At 45.7% G+C, this 16989-nt stretch carries 14 protein-coding genes; 7 read left to right on the forward strand and 7 right to left on the reverse strand.

Annotation, left to right across the window (positions count from 1 at the left end; all coding sequences use genetic code 11):
- Positions 1-52: 52 nt before the first annotated feature.
- Positions 53-451, reverse strand: coding sequence for a GntR family transcriptional regulator (locus tag ACFOGI_RS13190; RefSeq protein WP_390273405.1), 399 nt, complete (start codon positions 449-451; stop codon positions 53-55).
- Positions 452-785: 334 nt separating this feature from the next.
- Here ACFOGI_RS13190 and ACFOGI_RS13195 point away from each other — a divergent pair, with 334 nt between their 5' ends.
- Both ACFOGI_RS13195 and ACFOGI_RS13200 read left to right on the forward strand, forming a co-directional pair.
- Entirely contained in the window at positions 786-1298 is a 513-nt protein-coding gene (locus ACFOGI_RS13195) for a DoxX family protein (protein ID WP_390273407.1), read from the forward strand.
- A 690-nt stretch (positions 1299-1988) separates the two neighbouring features.
- Positions 1989-2654 (forward strand): superoxide dismutase family protein, encoded by a 666-nt coding sequence (locus ACFOGI_RS13200; RefSeq protein ID WP_390273409.1) that lies wholly within the window; start codon positions 1989-1991, stop codon positions 2652-2654.
- A gap of 56 nt (positions 2655-2710) precedes the next feature.
- On the opposite strand, the gene ACFOGI_RS13205 is transcribed toward ACFOGI_RS13200, so the two are convergent.
- Positions 2711-3085: a PH domain-containing protein gene (locus tag ACFOGI_RS13205; protein WP_390273411.1), complete on the reverse strand. Its 375-nt coding sequence runs from the start codon at positions 3083-3085 to the stop codon at positions 2711-2713.
- 224 nt (positions 3086-3309) lie between these two features.
- Here ACFOGI_RS13205 and ACFOGI_RS13210 point away from each other — a divergent pair, with 224 nt between their 5' ends.
- The 3 genes from ACFOGI_RS13210 to ACFOGI_RS13220 all read left to right on the forward strand — a co-directional run bounded on the left by ACFOGI_RS13210 (position 3310) and on the right by ACFOGI_RS13220 (position 8263).
- Positions 3310-4503 carry an MFS transporter gene (locus ACFOGI_RS13210; RefSeq protein WP_390273413.1) on the forward strand — a complete coding sequence of 398 codons (1194 nt, stop codon included), beginning with the start codon at positions 3310-3312 and terminating at the stop codon, positions 4501-4503.
- Positions 4504-4612: 109 nt separating this feature from the next.
- Positions 4613-7801, forward strand: coding sequence for an SNF2 helicase associated domain-containing protein (locus tag ACFOGI_RS13215; RefSeq protein WP_390273415.1), 3189 nt, complete (start codon positions 4613-4615; stop codon positions 7799-7801).
- A 144-nt stretch (positions 7802-7945) separates the two neighbouring features.
- Positions 7946-8263: a hypothetical protein gene (locus ACFOGI_RS13220; RefSeq protein WP_390273417.1), complete on the forward strand. Its 318-nt coding sequence runs from the start codon at positions 7946-7948 to the stop codon at positions 8261-8263.
- Between the two features lie 145 nt (positions 8264-8408).
- Here ACFOGI_RS13220 and ACFOGI_RS13225 read toward each other — a convergent pair whose 3' ends face one another.
- The 5 genes from ACFOGI_RS13225 to nikC form a co-directional block, all read right to left on the reverse strand.
- Complete coding sequence (locus tag ACFOGI_RS13225; protein WP_390273420.1) at positions 8409-9704, reverse strand: hypothetical protein; 1296 nt, start codon at positions 9702-9704, stop codon at positions 8409-8411.
- 165 nt (positions 9705-9869) lie between these two features.
- Positions 9870-10880: an ABC transporter ATP-binding protein gene (locus ACFOGI_RS13230; protein WP_390273422.1), complete on the reverse strand. Its 1011-nt coding sequence runs from the start codon at positions 10878-10880 to the stop codon at positions 9870-9872.
- A complete protein-coding gene (locus tag ACFOGI_RS13235) occupies positions 10852-11907 on the reverse strand; it encodes an ABC transporter ATP-binding protein (protein ID WP_390273425.1) in 1056 nt (351 codons plus the stop codon). The genes ACFOGI_RS13230 and ACFOGI_RS13235 overlap by 29 nt, the downstream gene beginning before the upstream one ends.
- Before the next feature lie 15 nt (positions 11908-11922).
- Positions 11923-12876 (reverse strand): ABC transporter permease, encoded by a 954-nt coding sequence (locus ACFOGI_RS13240; RefSeq protein WP_390273427.1) that lies wholly within the window; start codon positions 12874-12876, stop codon positions 11923-11925.
- 16 nt (positions 12877-12892) lie between these two features.
- Positions 12893-13795, reverse strand: a complete 903-nt coding sequence (gene nikC / locus ACFOGI_RS13245) for a nickel transporter permease (protein WP_390273429.1) — start codon at positions 13793-13795, stop codon at positions 12893-12895.
- A gap of 290 nt (positions 13796-14085) precedes the next feature.
- Between nikC and ACFOGI_RS13250 the strand changes: the two genes are divergently transcribed.
- The gene (locus ACFOGI_RS13250; protein WP_390273431.1) at positions 14086-15711 is read left to right on the forward strand and encodes a glutathione ABC transporter substrate-binding protein; all 1626 of its coding nucleotides are present in this window, start codon (positions 14086-14088) and stop codon (positions 15709-15711) included.
- Between the two features lie 203 nt (positions 15712-15914).
- Positions 15915-16919, forward strand: coding sequence for a TAXI family TRAP transporter solute-binding subunit (locus ACFOGI_RS13255; RefSeq protein WP_390273434.1), 1005 nt, complete (start codon positions 15915-15917; stop codon positions 16917-16919).
- Positions 16920-16989 lie beyond the last annotated feature (70 nt).

Consider the following 16989-nt stretch of genomic DNA (forward strand, 5'->3'; position numbering starts at 1 on the left):
TCAAACTTTGTCGTAATCAGGCGGAGGACATATGCTATGATGCCCATATTCGTTAGTCCGAGTTGGTATGGGAATGCAAAATTTCGTGGAAGATTTCTTCGATCTGTTCCGTGGTGTAATTGTAGTTGAGGGCGGTTACCAGGGCCTTTTCAAGGATGTCATATACAGTAGAGACCTTGACCTGTTGTTTTAGAGAAGCGTCAATGTCCTGCACAAAAGTTCCTTTGCCTTGAATTGTCAGCACAAACCCCTTATGTTCCAAATTTTGATAGGCTCGCCGGGTGGTAATCATACTTACTTCGAGTTTTTTCGAGAGGGAGCGGATAGAGGGGAGCAGAGTGCCCGGAGGAAGCTGGCCGCCAGCAATCCATGCCTGAATCTGCTTTTCTAACTGATGATAAATAGGTTCACGTGATTCCTTGGAGAGTTGAATCCATTTCTCAACGGTCATTATTCGGTATCCTCCCATCATTGGTTTCCTGAAAAAGCCAGAAGCAGCATCATGGAGGTACCTTGAGGAGACAGTGAATGCAGCTGTTCTGGTGTTTATATGTATATATACAGAATACACTGATTTGAATTTTCAGTCAAATACTCATGAGTGAACCGTTCACAATTTAGACATATAGTTTTGACTAAATTGTGAAATGGTGAACAAAAGCGTGTACAGGTCTTGTTAACGTGGTATTCTATACATGTACCAACGAGGTACCTTTACAATATATTGTGAAATACTGAACAAGTGAAGCAACAAATAAACGATAGATCAATAGAAGGAGATGGAAATGATGATGGATTTTATTCGTAACAACAAGGCTGTTGCAGGTATCTTAGCTTTTCTCAGGGTGTATATCGGATATCAATGGTTAATGGGTGGATATGGAAAGATAACCAGCGGGGAATTTGATGCAGGCGGCTTCATTCAAGGAGCGATCGCTCAGGCAGGTGGAGACCACCCAGCCGTTCAAGGTTGGTGGGCAGCATTCCTGGAAACAGTAGCCCTGCCGAATGCAGGAGTCTTTAGCTACATGGTTATGTGGGGAGAATTCTTGGTAGGTATTGCTCTCATCCTGGGGATTTTCACCAACTTTGCAGCATTGATGGGGATCACGATGAACTTCGCATTCCTGTTCAGTGGTACAGTAAGCACCAATGCACAGATGGTACTGATCACCGTATTCTTGATCGTAGCAGGATATAATGCCGGCCGTTACGGTTTGGACAGATGGGTGATCCCATTCTTGAAAAGCCACACACCAATTGTTAAAAATAAAAGAAAGAAAGTTGCGGTTGTCTAATAAACTTGCTATTGAAACTAGACTGGAAGGGGAGGTAGTGAGTCTTCCCTTTCAGCAATGAAATAAGCATTTCGACATACACGCCATATGACAGCTTGTACTCAGCTTGTAGAGAAACCACGTGGTTTTCTACAAGCTTTTTTTTCTGGCCTTCAGGAGCACAGACCATTCCCTTTCCGCGGACGAACGCCCGAGCCTCCTTGTGAAACCCCACACTGCGGGGACTCGGATCGCCCGTTTTTCCGCAGGAGTGTCATGGTCCTTTGCTCCTTAGTCTGAGGTTGAAACCGAAAAAGACTCTCCACCACCTAGTTCACCCTAGCTAGATGGAGGAGAGTCTTTTTCATATTTTGACGTGCAGCCGTCATCAGCGCCTGTTCCTTGACTTCTCTCTTCCGCGCAAGCGACAATAGCGCAGCCCATGCAGTTCTTTTGAATGCCGATCTTTCATGAATTGAAACAAGTTCCCCACCGCCTGCATACACGCCATATGACAGCGTGTATTTTTGATTTGGGGGAAGGAAGCGAAAATCTACCTTCCCTTGCGATAATTCACCACTACCTCCGCCGTGTTGGGCGGTCCGTTTTTCCACATAGAGGAAAACGGCCTATTATATATAAATATAGGTTTAAAATTCTCTTCCTCCGTGAAGTATATTGATAAGTTGTTCACGGGAGGAGACGAGTGAAATGAAACGATGGTTATTACTTATTACAGTTCTGCTACTTACTGTTATTCTAGGTGCATGCGGCGGAGCCGAAGAAGAGCCTGAAAATGGCGGCACAGGAGAAGAGGGAGAGGAGAAGCTGGATGAGAAAAATGAAGAGAGCATCCAGCAGCAACAGCAGGATTCAGAATCAGAAGAGGCGGAAAGCGAAGATGCAACAGCAGATGGCCCCCAGTCTGAAGATGATACGCTTGTATCGCTGGAGAATGCAGATGGCGATATCGTAGCAACGGCAACTTTACAGGAGATGGAATCAGGAGTGAATATTCAGTTGGAAGGAACAGACTTGCCAGCTGGTACACATGGCTTCCATATTCATGAAACAGGTGCTTGTGAAGGTCCGGATTTCGAATCAGCAGGCGGCCATTATAATCCAACAGATGCCAACCATGGGTTTGATGATCCAGAAGGACCACATGCAGGCGATTTGGAGAACATTGAGGTATCTGAAGATGGCACCGTGACTACAGAAGTTACTGCGGATATGGTGACATTGCAGCCGGAAGCAGAGAACACCCTATATACGGACGAAGGAACTGCACTGGTCATCCATTCGGAGGCAGATGACTATCAATCACAGCCTTCTGGTAATGCAGGAGAACGTATTGCATGTGGGGTAATCGAATAATATCACAAAGAAGAGGGCCTCTTGTACAGGCCCTCTTTGATTTATTTATTCCATTTTCAGCAGACATATTCAGCAAGTACTCCCTGGACGTGGTAAATGTTCAATTGTTTATTGAATGTTTTCTCTATAGGAGCAGAGGACCCGGATACCCAGATTTTCAGTTCGGCATCCAAATCGAAGGTGCCGGCTGTCTCCACAGAAAAATGGTTGATATGCTTATAGGGAATGGAGTGGTATTCAGCCTTTTTCCCTGTCATCCCCTGCTTATCAATCAAAATCAACCGTTTGTTGGTAAAAATCATCAAATCGCGGACAAGTTTGTAGGCATGTTCCACTTGTTCGGAGCTTGTCAAAAGCTCTGACAATTCCTGTTCGGCTTTATTCACGTCCATCTCGGATGCATTCCCCATCATACTGTCAAAAATGCTCATACATACCCTCCTTCACTCTTTCCTCCATTGTAAGGCACTATAAGTGTCGTTGCCAGCAATATAATGGCCCGGCAATCATTTAAGGTGGGTCTGTCGTTCTATTTATATATCCATCTTCCATCACCCCTACTTTATTCCTGATTGAGGCCAATGGAAGAGGATTATGTTTCCAACCACCTAGTGCTGAGGTATAATATATTTCGAGTATCGAAGAGAGGGAGATAATGATGGATGCAGTGAATAGAAAAGCAGCAGGCAGTACCAACCGAATATGGACCCGTGATTTTGTATTGATATGTTTGGCGAACTTTTTCGTGTTTCTTGGGTTTCAAATGACACTTCCAACCATTCCCTTGTTTGTGAAGGAATTGGGCGGGAATGATCAGTTGGTTGGTGTCATCGTTGGTGTGTTCACATTCTCGGCATTATTGTTGAGACCATACGCTGGCCATGCCTTGGAATCGAGAGGGCGTAGATTTGTCTATATGGTCGGCCTGTCTGTTTTCGTCCTATCCATCGGCTCCTACGGCTTTATCGGGAGCATCCTGCTATTGTTCCTTATCCGTATGATCCAAGGGGCTGGCTGGGGGTTTTCCACCACAGCCGGTGGTACCATTGCGACCGACTTGATTCCTCCAAAACGCAGGGGGGAAGGGATGGGGTATTTTGGCCTGTCCGGTAATATTGCACTGGCAGTCGGCCCGTCCTTGGGTCTGGCGCTGGTCGGTGTCATTTCATTCAGCAGCCTCTTCATGATTTGTGCTGCATTTGGGCTTATAGCATTACTATTATCCTCCCGCATCCAATATAAAAAGGTCGATCAATCCGTAGAGACGACCACAGTGAAATTCGACATCTTTGAAAAGACAGCACTTGAACCTTCTATTCTGCTGTTTTTTATCACGGCTACATTCGGGGGGATCGCTACATTTCTTCCACTCCACGCAATAGAAAATGGGGTTGCAGGAATTGAACTGTACTTCCTTGTCTATGCTGTCTTCTTAATGATTTCCCGTACGTTTGCAGGGCAAATTTATGACAAAAAGGGACATCAGTATGTCTTCCCACCAGGCACTGTGTTGATTATTTCTGCCATGTTCTTGCTGGCATGGTTGCCGAACACGGCGATTCTTCTTGTTGCAGCCGCATTGTATGGCTTGGGGTTCGGCAGCGTCCAGCCAGCATTACAGGCATGGGCAGTCGACAAGGCAGCCAATAACAGGAAAGGTATGGCAAATGCTACTTTTTTCTCTTTCTTTGATCTAGGGATAGGGATAGGAGCCATAGCATTCGGACAATTGGCATATATCTATGGATACGGCTCGATATATATAACTTCCGGATTATCTGTCATGGTATCCCTCCTGCTTTATGGGTATCTTTTTATCCGTGCAAAAAGAAGATCCAACTGGCCCTAGAGTGGATAGGTTCCTTTTCTTTACGTTATATGCCGGTTCAATAGTTTAAAAACATGCATTTCTCGTTTACAATAGAGGTAATGAATGGAGAAGGCAGGTATAAGGTATTTTGAAAAGTATAAGGGAAATCAATGTCCAGAAGCTTTTCCCTTCCGTAATCTACCGGCGGGGATTGGAATACGTAAAACAGAATAAGGTCAGTGAACTATTGTATGATATCAATTTTAAAGTCTGGACCGCTACCGTCCACGGAACAGAGGACTACTTCGTCGAAATCAATATGAAGGATTATGAGCAAGGATCCATTGACACGTATTGCGACTGTCCAGCATTCGATACATTTGGTTCCTGCAAACATATTGCTGCGGCATTAATAAGCATCGTTCATAAAGAGACGGAGAGAGAAGGTGGAAGTCCAAGCTCTGCCCCTGCACTGGATGACTACAACTACTATAAGGCAGATCGTTTCATACAGGCGGTTACATCCATTGAACATACAGAGTCTTCTGGTGGCATACTTCCCGGGAAAGCATTGTTGCGGGTGGAATATTTATGCAGGTGGTCCTATGACAGGAACCTCCTTATCGAGTTGAAAACCGGTGTGAAGCGTGCTTTCGTTGTCAAAGATTCCTATGCTTTTCTTCAGGATGTTCTTGGGCATGATGAACATTACTTTACAAAAACATTTACCTACGACCCGGAAAAGCATGAGTTTCTCCAAGCGGATTTGGAAATTTTCGAGCTGTTGCATTCCATTAAGAAGAATGAACAAGTATTCCAGAATTTCACCTTCTATAATGATGAAGGGATAAAGGATAAGCGGGCGATCATCATTCCTCCGCTTGCAGCAAAGGAATTGCTTGCAAAGCTTGCAGAGAGGGATTTGATGGTGGAAACGCCGGTAAAGACGTATAACCATCCCTCCGTAGCGGAAGAAGAATTGCCCTTTCAGTTTGAAGTGACAAAGAATGACAGGAATGATCTCTTGCTGAAGATGGAAGAGGTGGAAGAGGTTACCTATTTCCCCCCATATGAATTATTGTTCTACCAAGGGACATTCTATTTTCCGAAGAAGGAACAGGTTCCGATATTGGAAGAAATCAGCCGCTTCGGTATGCAAAATCTACAGTTTTCGATTCCATCTTCCAAGTCCGACACCTTCCTATCTGAAGTTCTCCCTTCCTTGAAAAAGGTAGGGGAAGTGGAAATTGAGGAGCAGGTAGCGGAAGAAATCATTCAAGTGCCGCTAAGAGCAAAGCTTTTCCTTGAGGTGAAGGATGAGTGGATTGCCGGCAAGCTTGAGTACCATTACGGCAACCAAGTGATCGACCCCTTTGGTGGGAGTGAAGCACGTGACGTGATTATCATCCGTGACGTCGAAAAAGAACAGCAGATCATGCGTCTCATTGAACATGCCAACTTCCACTACAATGGGAAAGAATTGTATATCGACACAGATGAGGAAGAGATGTACGATTTTCTTTATCATGTACTGCCGCTGATGGATGAGTATGTAGAACTCTATTTGACATCGGAAATCAAAAATATGATGGTGGAGAATGACCCGATGCCAAGCACCAAAGTACAATTGGAATCTTCCACGAATCTATTGGATATCGGTTTTGAGATCGATGGGATAGACGATTCGGAAATCGACAAGATCATTGAAGCAATGATTGAGAAAAAACGGTATTATCGCCTGGGAAATGGTGCGCTTCTTTCTCTGGAGGGGGAAGAATTCTCTTCCATGAGGCAGTTCTTCGACGAAATGAACCTGGATAAGGATGATATCCACGAGGGGAACGTCCAGATGCCTGTCTACCGTGGCACCCAGGTAGATGAACTGATCGGGACCAAGAAGGATTATGGTCCGGCATTCCGCAAGCTCTTGGATCAGCTGAAGAACCCGGAAGAACAGGAATACCCTCTGCCTGACAATCTCCAGGCAAGCTTAAGAAACTATCAGCAGACTGGTTACCAATGGTTCAAGTCGCTTGCCGATTACCATCTCGGAGGTATTCTGGCCGATGATATGGGGCTCGGGAAGACATTGCAGTCCATTGCGTATATTGCTTCGGATCCTGGTGACCGTCCGCATCTGATCGTGGCGCCATCATCGGTGGTATATAACTGGAAGAATGAATTCGATAAATTTGTCCCTGACCTGGATGTCGCTGTACTTACAGGCAACCCAGCCGAACGCAGGAACTACCTTGCAGAAGGGACAACGAAGGATGTTTGGATTACATCCTATGCAACCTTAAGGCAAGATATCGAATGGTACCGGGAAATAGCTTTCCGTAATTTAATTCTGGATGAAGCGCAGTTTATCAAAAACTATGCCACGAAGACATCCAAAGCCATCAGGGAAATCAAGGCTGCTAGAAAGTTTGCCCTCAGTGGGACGCCGATCGAAAACTCGATTGAAGAATTGTGGGCCATTTTCCAGGTAGTCCTTCCCGGCTTGATGCCGAACCAGCGGGAGTTCAAACAGCTGCCACATGAAAAAATATCGCTAATGACCAGGCCGTTTATCCTACGGCGTCTGAAGGATGATGTACTGAAAGAGCTCCCAGAGAAAATTGAATCTGTGAGCGTTTCTGAGCTGACGAAGGAACAGAAGGATCTGTATCTAGGTTATCACCGACGCTTGCAGCAGGAAGCAGCACAGTCTATGAAAGATAACGGCTTCCAACAGAACCGGATGAAAATATTGGCTGGCCTTACCCGTCTGCGGCAGATTTGCTGTCATCCTTCGTTGTTTCTCGAAAATTACGAAGGGCACTCAGGCAAGCTGGAACAGTTGATGGCCACCGTCCGTAACGCTGTTGATAACGGGAAGCGGATGCTGATATTCTCCCAATTCACGAGCATGCATGACATCATCAAGAGTCGCCTGGAGGAAGAAGGAGTCGGTTATTTCTATCTTCATGGAGGGACGTCCTCCAAAGAAAGGATGGAAATGAGCGAACGGTTCAATGGAGGGGAGAATGAGGTCTTTCTTATCTCCTTGAAAGCAGGAGGGACTGGACTCAATCTTACTGGGGCCGACACGGTCATCCTTTATGATTTGTGGTGGAACCCGGCAGTGGAGGATCAAGCCACTGGGAGAGCCCACCGATTCGGACAGAAGAATGTGGTCCAGGTGATCCGGATGATTACAGAAGGAACCATTGAAGAAAAAATATATGATTTGCAGCAACGGAAACGTGAACTGATCGATCAGGTGATCCAACCGGGAGAGACAATGCTCTCCAGCCTGAGCGAAGAGGACGTCAGAGAACTGTTGAGTATTTAAGGAAGGTGCCGGCTTGGTGCCTTCTTTTGTTTTTTCTGCTTGAAGGAGGGGAATTATAAGTGAAAGTTGTCCTATACTAGGATGTCTAAAATAGGAGGGAAGAGCCAGAAGTCTTCCGAAAAAAGGAGAAAGGGTGTTTTCTCGATGGAGCCGATTCAAGCCTATTTTAAATCGGAAAATGATGCGGAAGCCGCAAAGGCTGACTTACAGCGGTTAAAAACTGAACGTGTAATGGTAGATTCCATCCCGGAAGATCAGAAAGATGCAAGCCTCATTCCTATCAACAACCCAGGCGCCGGAGCAGGCACCGTAGGAGTTGTTGGGAGTGGGGAAGCTGGAATATCTACAGAAGAAAGGGAGAAAGAATTCACTCATATTGTGGAAGGGGAGGTAGAAGAGCGGGAATATGAACAGGCGCTGAACATCTTGAAAAGGCATAAAGGTTATCAGCTGAAAGACTGACATTTCCGCTACGTTAAAAAGCCTGCCTCTCTACAGGGGGCAGGCTTAGGTTTTGCGATAGATGCTTTTATGCACAGACGAGTGGCCAGATTTTTATGCTAAATGGTAGAGGAACTTCGATTGTTTTGTTTTTCAGCATACAGGCTTATTGATTCAACGAGAACAGCTTTCTTGGCCGTCCTTTTACATAAGGCTTTTCTTCACCGACTACTTTGATGACGTCTCCGGTCAGCAGTTTATTGATGGTCCGTTCTGCACTGCGTTTGGTAACACTGTAATAGGTGGCAATATCATTGGAAGAGAATGGCTCATTATTGCGTACGTTGATGAAATCGATAAAGTTGTAGGAGAGTTCATTGTTCAACCTTGCTTTATGAATCAATTGCTGATAAAGCTTGGAGGTGCTGAATGATTTTTTCACTCCCAGTGGCCCGATGGTATCCTGCCTGTCATTTACTATATAACAACTGCTGCCCTCGGTATCTTCACATTTCTCCAAGGCCAATTTAGCATGCCCTTCTGCTTGTTTAGCCGTTAGACCAAGCCCGAATCCGATGTGCACTGGAATGGTGAGCTTCTGTTCTACCTCCTGGATCAGGGGAAAATCACGGTAATGGTTTGTAATATGGTCAAGCATCCCTCTAGTGCCAAGCAAAACGAATTCATCATCATGACAGGAGAGGACCGAAGCATAGGTTTTATCTCCGAAGTTGTCCAGAATCTGATGAAGGATCTCTCTAATGGCGGATGCTTCTTTTTCCCCCTTCATTTTTTTCAATGCCGGGTAGTCCTTCAGCCGCACATATCCGGCTACAATCTGGGCGCTCTTGCTCTGGTTCAGGGTGGCGAGGGATTTTGCCTCTTCAATGGAACGGATGATATTCAGTTTGGGAACGGACATACGAATCACTGGTATATTCCGGGACATCAGCCGTTTCTCCACCTGTTCAATGGATGTAATGACATAGTCAATCTTATTGTCCGACCAAAGCTGCTCATGATGTGCAGCGATTTTCTCCAGATTCCATGTCCCACTTGCTGCATAACTATATGTATAAATTTCTTGCTGATCGATGTCAAGCTCTCGTAGGACACCATCTACACAGGATTGTTCCAGTATATCGATGGACATGCGGTTCAATTGCAGATGATGGTGGTTTTTAGCACGATAAAAAGACGAAAGGATCAAATATTCATCAAATGCCACTTGAATTGCCGGCAGCCGTTTCGACTGTATTTTATCATGTGCATATAAATAGGAAAGTGGTTCAGCAAAAAGGTAAACGTCACACATGAAAGCCTTTTCAATTAAGTCTATAGTTTCATCTGCATTGGTATACGGAAAGAAGACGACCTCTATGTCCCTCTGATTATTAGTGTAGTCACTTATGCGACTGAGCAATTGTTCGGTACCAAAGGCAGCTATTTTCACTTTCACCATACCAGCTCCTCCAACAAATATTTTAATAGTTTGTCAATTTACTTTATGATATAGAAGATTAAGTAGATTGTCAACACATTTTGTGCCTGAAGCAGAATATACATATACTGAAACAGAATAAAAGCGACCTGAAGAAGATGATCTCCAAGTCGCTAATAATGTGATCTATCTGGTCGGCTGGTGCTCACCTGATTCAATTTCCTCCATATAGTGACAGGCGGCTTGATGTCCGCCGTTCATATAGTCGGCAGTACGGAGTTCAGGTGTCTCCGTTTTACATAGATCTGTCGCAAAGGGACAACGGGTATGGAACCGGCAGCCCTGCGGCGGATTAATTGGAGAAGGGACGTCCCCTTTCAGGATGATCCTCTCCTTTTTCTTGTCAATATTGGTTGTTGGAATTGCGGACAGCAACGCTTTCGTATAAGGGTGCTGTGGGTTGGTGAATAATGATTTTTTATCGGCGATTTCGACAATTTTACCCAGATACATGACGATCACCCTGTCAGAAATATGCCTGACAACACCTAGGTCGTGGGAAATGAACAGATAGGTCAGCTTGTATTCCCGCTGCAGCCTTTTCAACAGGTTGATCACCTGCGCCTGGATGGAAACGTCCAGAGCGGAAACAGCCTCATCTGCAATGATCAGTTTTGGGTTGACTGCAAGTGCACGGGCAATTCCTATACGCTGGCGTTGTCCGCCACTGAATTCATGTGGCAGCCGATCTGCCTGGTGAGGTCCAAGTCCCACTATTTCCATGAGTTCGATAATCTTGTCGTTTCGTTCATGTTTCGGTACGACATTTTGTATTTCCATTGCTTCGTTCAATACTTGGCGAACGGTTTGTCTCGGGTTGATCGAAGCATAAGGGTCCTGGAAAATCACTTGCAGATGTTTCCTGGTTTCGTTCATTTTCTTTTTATTGAAGGAAAGAAGGTCTTCCCCGTTGAATTCGATTTCACCGCCGGTAGGTTCATCCAAGCGGAGAATGGCTCTTCCGGTAGTTGATTTGCCGCAACCGGATTCTCCTACGATACTGAGGGTTTCTCCTTCATAAATCTCAAATGATACGCCGTCTACTGCTTTGACATGGTTGACTGTCTTTCCCAGTAATCCTCCTTTAATGGGAAAATGCTGTTCCAGATTATTTACTTTGAGCAGTTCTTTGGTCATCTACGTTCACCTCCGGATCTCCATCCCATTCATCTGTGTATATCCAACAACGGATTTGATTGCCTTTTTCATCTGTCTCCAGGAGAGGGAGGTTATCCCTGCAAAGCTCTGTTGCAAATGGGCAGCGCGGTGCAAAACGGCAGCCGACTGGCATTTCTGCCGGACTAGGCACCGTTCCTCTGATAATAGGAAGATCCCCATCGATATCCTGGTCGGCTGGTGGGATGGAGTTCAACAACCCAACAGTATAAGGATGTTTAGGAGAATGGAACAGGGTCTTTACATCGGCATATTCAACAATCTGTCCGCCATACATGACGGCAACATAGTCGCATACTTCTGCCACCACGCCCATGTCATGGGTGATCAATACGACACCCATGCCGAGTCTTTCCTGCAAGTCCTTCATCAAATCAAGAATCTGTGCTTGGATGGTTACGTCAAGAGCGGTTGTCGGTTCATCAGCAATCAGGAGTTCGGGATTGCAGGCTAGTGCCATGGCAATCATGACCCGCTGCCTCATTCCTCCGGAAAGTTCATGCGGATATTGATCGATCCTTTTTTCAGGGGAAGGAATACCGACAAGCTTCAGCATATCAATGGAACGTTTCCTTGCCTCTTTTTTATTCAATCCTTCATGGATTTTGTAAGCTTCTCCAATCTGTTGGCCTACTGTATAAGTAGGATTCAGTGAAGTCATGGGCTCTTGGAAAATCATCGATATTTCATTGCCTCGGATTTTCCTCATATCGGATTCTTTTTTATTTACGAGATCCTCGCCTTTAAACAGGATTTCACCGCCGACTATTTTCCCAGGATCCTCAATTAATTGAAGGATGGACAGGGCGGTGATACTTTTTCCCGAGCCTGATTCTCCGACGACTCCCAAAGTCTTCCCTTTGGGCAAGGAATAGGTTACACCATCTACTGCCTTCACTTCCCTTTCATCCGTAAAGAAGGAAGTGCGCAGATTATTTATCTCTAATATATTTTCATAAGCGTTATCTTTCATTGTTGCCATATTCATTCACCTTTCTTCCCTTTATTCAAGGTCAATTCGTTTGTTCAGGAACTGGTAAGTTATGTCGACCAACAGGTTTACGATGACAAATAATAGGGCAACTACTAGAATAGTCCCCTGCACGACCGGGAAGTCACGAGCATTGATGGAATCGATGATCAGCCGTCCCATTCCATTAATGGCAAAAACGGTTTCGGTAAGAACGGTCCCTCCAAGCAACGTACCGAATTGAAGCCCAGTAACGGTAACAACCGGAATCAAGGCATTCTTGAGGGCGTGACGGTATGTCACTACTCGTTCTTTCACCCCTTTTGCTCTGGCTGTCCGGATATAATCTTGCCCGATGACATCCAGCATGCTGGAGCGGGTCATACGCGCTATAACTGCGGCACCTGCCGTTCCCAGTGTTATGACAGGGAGCCAAATTTGTGAGACATTTCCCCAACCGGAAGCAGGGAACCAACTAGTACTGTCGAACGGAACCCATGCCGGCATGTCGATTCCGATGGAAAACCACTGGATGAGCATGAGTCCCAGCCAGAAGTTTGGCATGGAAAGACCGAATAATGCTACGATCATGAGAAAAGTGTCTGCAAAAGAATAGCGTTTGGTTGCGGATACGATACCGGCAATCAGTCCCATAAAGATACTTAATATGGTACTGTAAATGGCCAGTTCGACCGTCACCCAGAATCTTGCACCTATTTCTTCGGTGACATCACGCCCACTTCGGAGGGAATTTCCCAGGTCTCCCTGAACAGCATCCCCTACATATTTAAGATATTGGACAGGCAGCGGTTCATTCAGCCCGAGTCTCTCCCTGATGTTTTCCACCGTCTCTTCCGGGGCACTTTCACCGGCCATGATTTGTGCCGGGTCACCCGGAATCAGATGCATCAGGCTGAATACTATAATGGAAACCCCGATCAAAACGGGAATGATTTGAATCAATCTTCTTATAATGAACTTAAACATATGTTACCCCCCTTTACTAGTCTTTCATTTTAGGATCAAGTGCATCTCTCAACCCATCTCCGAGAATATTGAACGCAAGTACGACGGCTACAATTGCAAGGCCTGGAAATGTAGCTACGTGCGGCGCGTTGAACAGGTAGTTCCTTCCGTCCGAGAGCATGGCTCCCCATTCAGGAGTAGGCGGCTGTGCCCCGAGTCCAAGGAAGGACAGCCCACTTGCAGACAAGATGGCTGTTGCAATGCTGAGTGTCGACTGGACGATGATTGGAGAAGATACATTCGGCAGGATATGCTTGAAGATGATCCGTGCATCGCTAGCACCCAATGCCTTCATGGCGTCGATATATTCCAGCTTTTTGACGGAGAGCGTCGAACCCCTTACGATTCTGGCAAAAACAGGGATAGACGAAACTGCCACCGCTAGGATGACGTTAAAGAGGCTGCCGCCTAATGCACTGACAATGGCCAGGGCGAGAAGAATGCCCGGAAATGCGAGTAGCACGTCCATGAGCCTCATCAGAATGGTATCGATGCGGCCACCGTAATATCCTGAAACCACACCGATCAAAACTCCCAAGGTCGCTCCCAGAATAACGGAGAAGAACCCTACATATAAGGTGATGGACATACCATGGATGATCCGAGAGAAGATATCACGTCCAAAATGATCGGTCCCGAACCAGTTATCTGCAGAAGGTGGAGCCAGTTTGTTGACGACATCTTGGGTGTTCGGATCATAGGGGGTGAAATATGGACCCACTATTGCGACAATTAAGAAAAATAAAATGAGAAATCCGCCGGTCATGGCGGCTTTATTCTTTTTCAATTTATTGAAGACGATCACCCAGTTTTGAAGGCGCGGATTTGGCGGCTTCATAGATGTCTTGGGGTTATCTATGGTCTCAATTTGTTCACTCATAGTTAAAATCTCCCTTTCCGGCTAAATTTTCACACATTTCAAAAGGTATATGCGCTTGAAATATTATATCACGGAATCGACATATTACAACATAAGGAAAATAGAAAAATGCCTACAAAATACCTAAATTCGCCATTATGAAAATTGGGAAATAAATAACACATATATAATAGAAGAGAAAATGTTTGAATAAATAAAAGGTTTCAAAATATCTTGTATTTTATGGAGGTGTATTATATATTTAGTGTACTAGTTTAGTTTACCTACAGATAATCAGGGGGGAAGAAACGATGAAAATGACCAAGAAATCACTCTTGCTATTGGCTTTTGCACTGCTGCTCAGCCTTCTGCTTGCTGCTTGTGCAAGTGAGCCGGATGAAGGCGGAGATACAGGTTCGGAAGGCAACGGAGAAGAGAATGCAGACGGCGACGAGAGTGCTGCAGGCGGAAATGATCTGGTGATCGCCAACTTGTCCGATGCGGTAACATTGGATCCTGCTGGTTCGAATGACACACCTTCCAGTGATGTACAGGCTAATATCTATGAAACTTTAGTCACACAGAATCAGGATATGGAATTGCAGCCGGGCCTCGCAGAAGAGTGGGAACTGGTTGAAGATAATGTATGGGAATTCAAGCTCGTGGAAGGGGTTCAATTCCATGATGGAACTGAATTCAATGCGGAAGCAGTAAAAGCGAACATAGAAAGGGTCATTGACCCTGAGGTTGCTTCACCACGGGCGTTCCTCTATGAAATGGTAACCAATGTGGAAGCGGTGGACGAGTACACGGTCCGAATCACAACAGAGTTTCCATTTTCTCCTTTGCCATCCCACCTTGCACATCCAGGTGGCGGAATGGTCTCCCCAGCTGTCATTGAGGAAGACTACGCGGCAATGGAAGAGGGAGAAGAACCGGGAAGCTACATTAATGAGAACCCAATTGGTACTGGATATTTCAAATTTGAGAAATGGGAGCCAGGAACCGAAATCGTACTGGTGAAAAATGAAGACTATTGGGACGGGGAAGCACAACTTGATTCTGTTACCTTCCGAGTCGTACCAGAAGACCAGACACGTATTGCGGAGCTGCTGAACGGGGACATTCATATTTCCAATCCGCTAAGCCCATCCGATGTGGCGCAGGTGGAAAATGAAGAAGGTGTCCGTGTCAACCGTCAGGGAAGTGTAAGTACAAACTATATCGGTTTCAATACACAAAAGGAACCATTTGATGATGAACGGGTCCGCCAAGCAATTTCCATGGCAATTGATAAAGAACAGATTGTTGAAGGAATTTTTGATGGTGTCGGGGAACCTGCCAACGGCCCGTTAGCCCCAGACGTATTCGGCTATAACGAAGATCTCGAGCCTTTGGAATATGACAGAGAACGGGCACAGGAACTCTTGGCTGAAGCAGGTTATGAAGATGGCTTCTCGACAACCATCTGGACCAACGACAGCCGTGAGCGTATTGATGCGGCAACGAACATTCAAGCTCAATTGTCGGAAATCGGCGTTGATGTAGAAGTAGAGCAGCTTGAGTGGGGTGCATACCTTGAGCAGACCGCGAATGGGGAGCATGACATGTTCGTGCTTGGTTGGACCACTGTAACCGGGGATGCTGATTATGGGCTTTACCCACTGTTCCACTCCAGCCAGCAAGGTAATCCGGGTAACCGTACCTTCACCGATCATGAAGAGCTGGATAACCTCTTAGATGAAGCTCGTCGTGAAGAGGATCAGGCAACACGTGAAGAGCTGTATGCAGAAGCACAGCAGTTCATTGTGGAAGATGCTCCATGGATCTTCTTACACCACTCAGAATATCTGCTAGGTGTAAGGGAAGAAGTGAAGGGGCTGGAACAAACACCTACACAGATCCTTCAATTGAAAGATGTGACCATTGCACAATAATGGGTAGTCAAAAAGTCCTTCCTGATCAGGGAGGGCTTTTCTTGTTCCTGTTTGTCGATACATGTTGTTTGAACGAATGCGTAGCTTAGGGGAGAGTAATGCCAGTTTCAAAGATTGATGTGACAATAGTTTGACATCCTTATAGTTTACAGTGTAAAATACAACTACCAAAATGAAATAATTTTTTAAAAGGGGGAGTTTACGTGAAAAAGAATAAGTTATTATTCTCTGCAATCCTGCTTTCTATGATGGTTCTCGTGCTTGCTGCATGCGGAGGAGACGGCGGCAATGAAAGCGGCAGTGAAGGTGGATCATCAGAAGGTGGCAGTGAAGCTCCTGATTTTCTGAGCATGGTGACCGGTGGGACTAGTGGTACATACTACCCATTGGGCGGGGAAATGGCACAACTCATTACAGATGCAACTGGCATTCAGACAGACGCCATTTCATCGAATGCCTCTGCTGATAATGTAGTGTCCTTGCAGGAGAACCAAGCAGAGTTGGCATTCGTACAGACAGATGTAATGGCAAACGCTGTAGAAGGGATCAACTCTTTTGACGGCAACCCAGTGGAGAATGTGCAGGCAATTGGATCCCTGTACCCTGAGACCATACAAATTGTCACCACACAGGATTCTGGCATCACTTCCGTAGAAGACTTGGAAGGGAAGGCGGTTTCCGTTGGGGCGCCTGGTTCGGGTACTTATGTAAACGCTGAACAAATCCTGGAAGTTCATGGATTGAGCATGGATGATATTGATGAGCAAAATCTGGCATTTGATGAGTCGACAAGTGGCATTCAAGACGGAAATATTGATGCAGCCTTCATTACTGCAGGTACACCGACTGGTGCTGTAGAAGGCCTAGGAGCTACTGTTGATGTCTCCATTGTACCGATTGAACAGGAGAAAATAGATGAGCTTGTGGATCAGTATCCATACTATGCAGAGGATACGATCGAAGCCGGGACTTATGGACTGGAAGAAGAGGTGACCACAGTTGCTGTGCTTGCCATGCTGGCTGTCAGTAAAGACTTACCAGAAGACACTGTCTATGAGATTACCAAAGCCATCTATGAAAACACGGGCGACATGGCCCATGCGAAGGCAGAATTCATCACCACTGAAACTGCATTGGATGGTATCGGAATCGATGTGCATCCAGGTGCACAGAAGTACTATGATGAACAAGGAGTCAGTGGCGAATAGTTCCAGCTGACTGAGATAAAAGAATGGCCGGCTGTCCAGCCTTGTTGAAGGGATTGGCTGCCGGCCATTT

The organism is Virgibacillus xinjiangensis, from assembly GCF_042643145.1.
GTDB classification, from domain to species: Bacteria; Bacillota; Bacilli; order Bacillales; family Amphibacillaceae; genus Virgibacillus_O; species Virgibacillus_O xinjiangensis.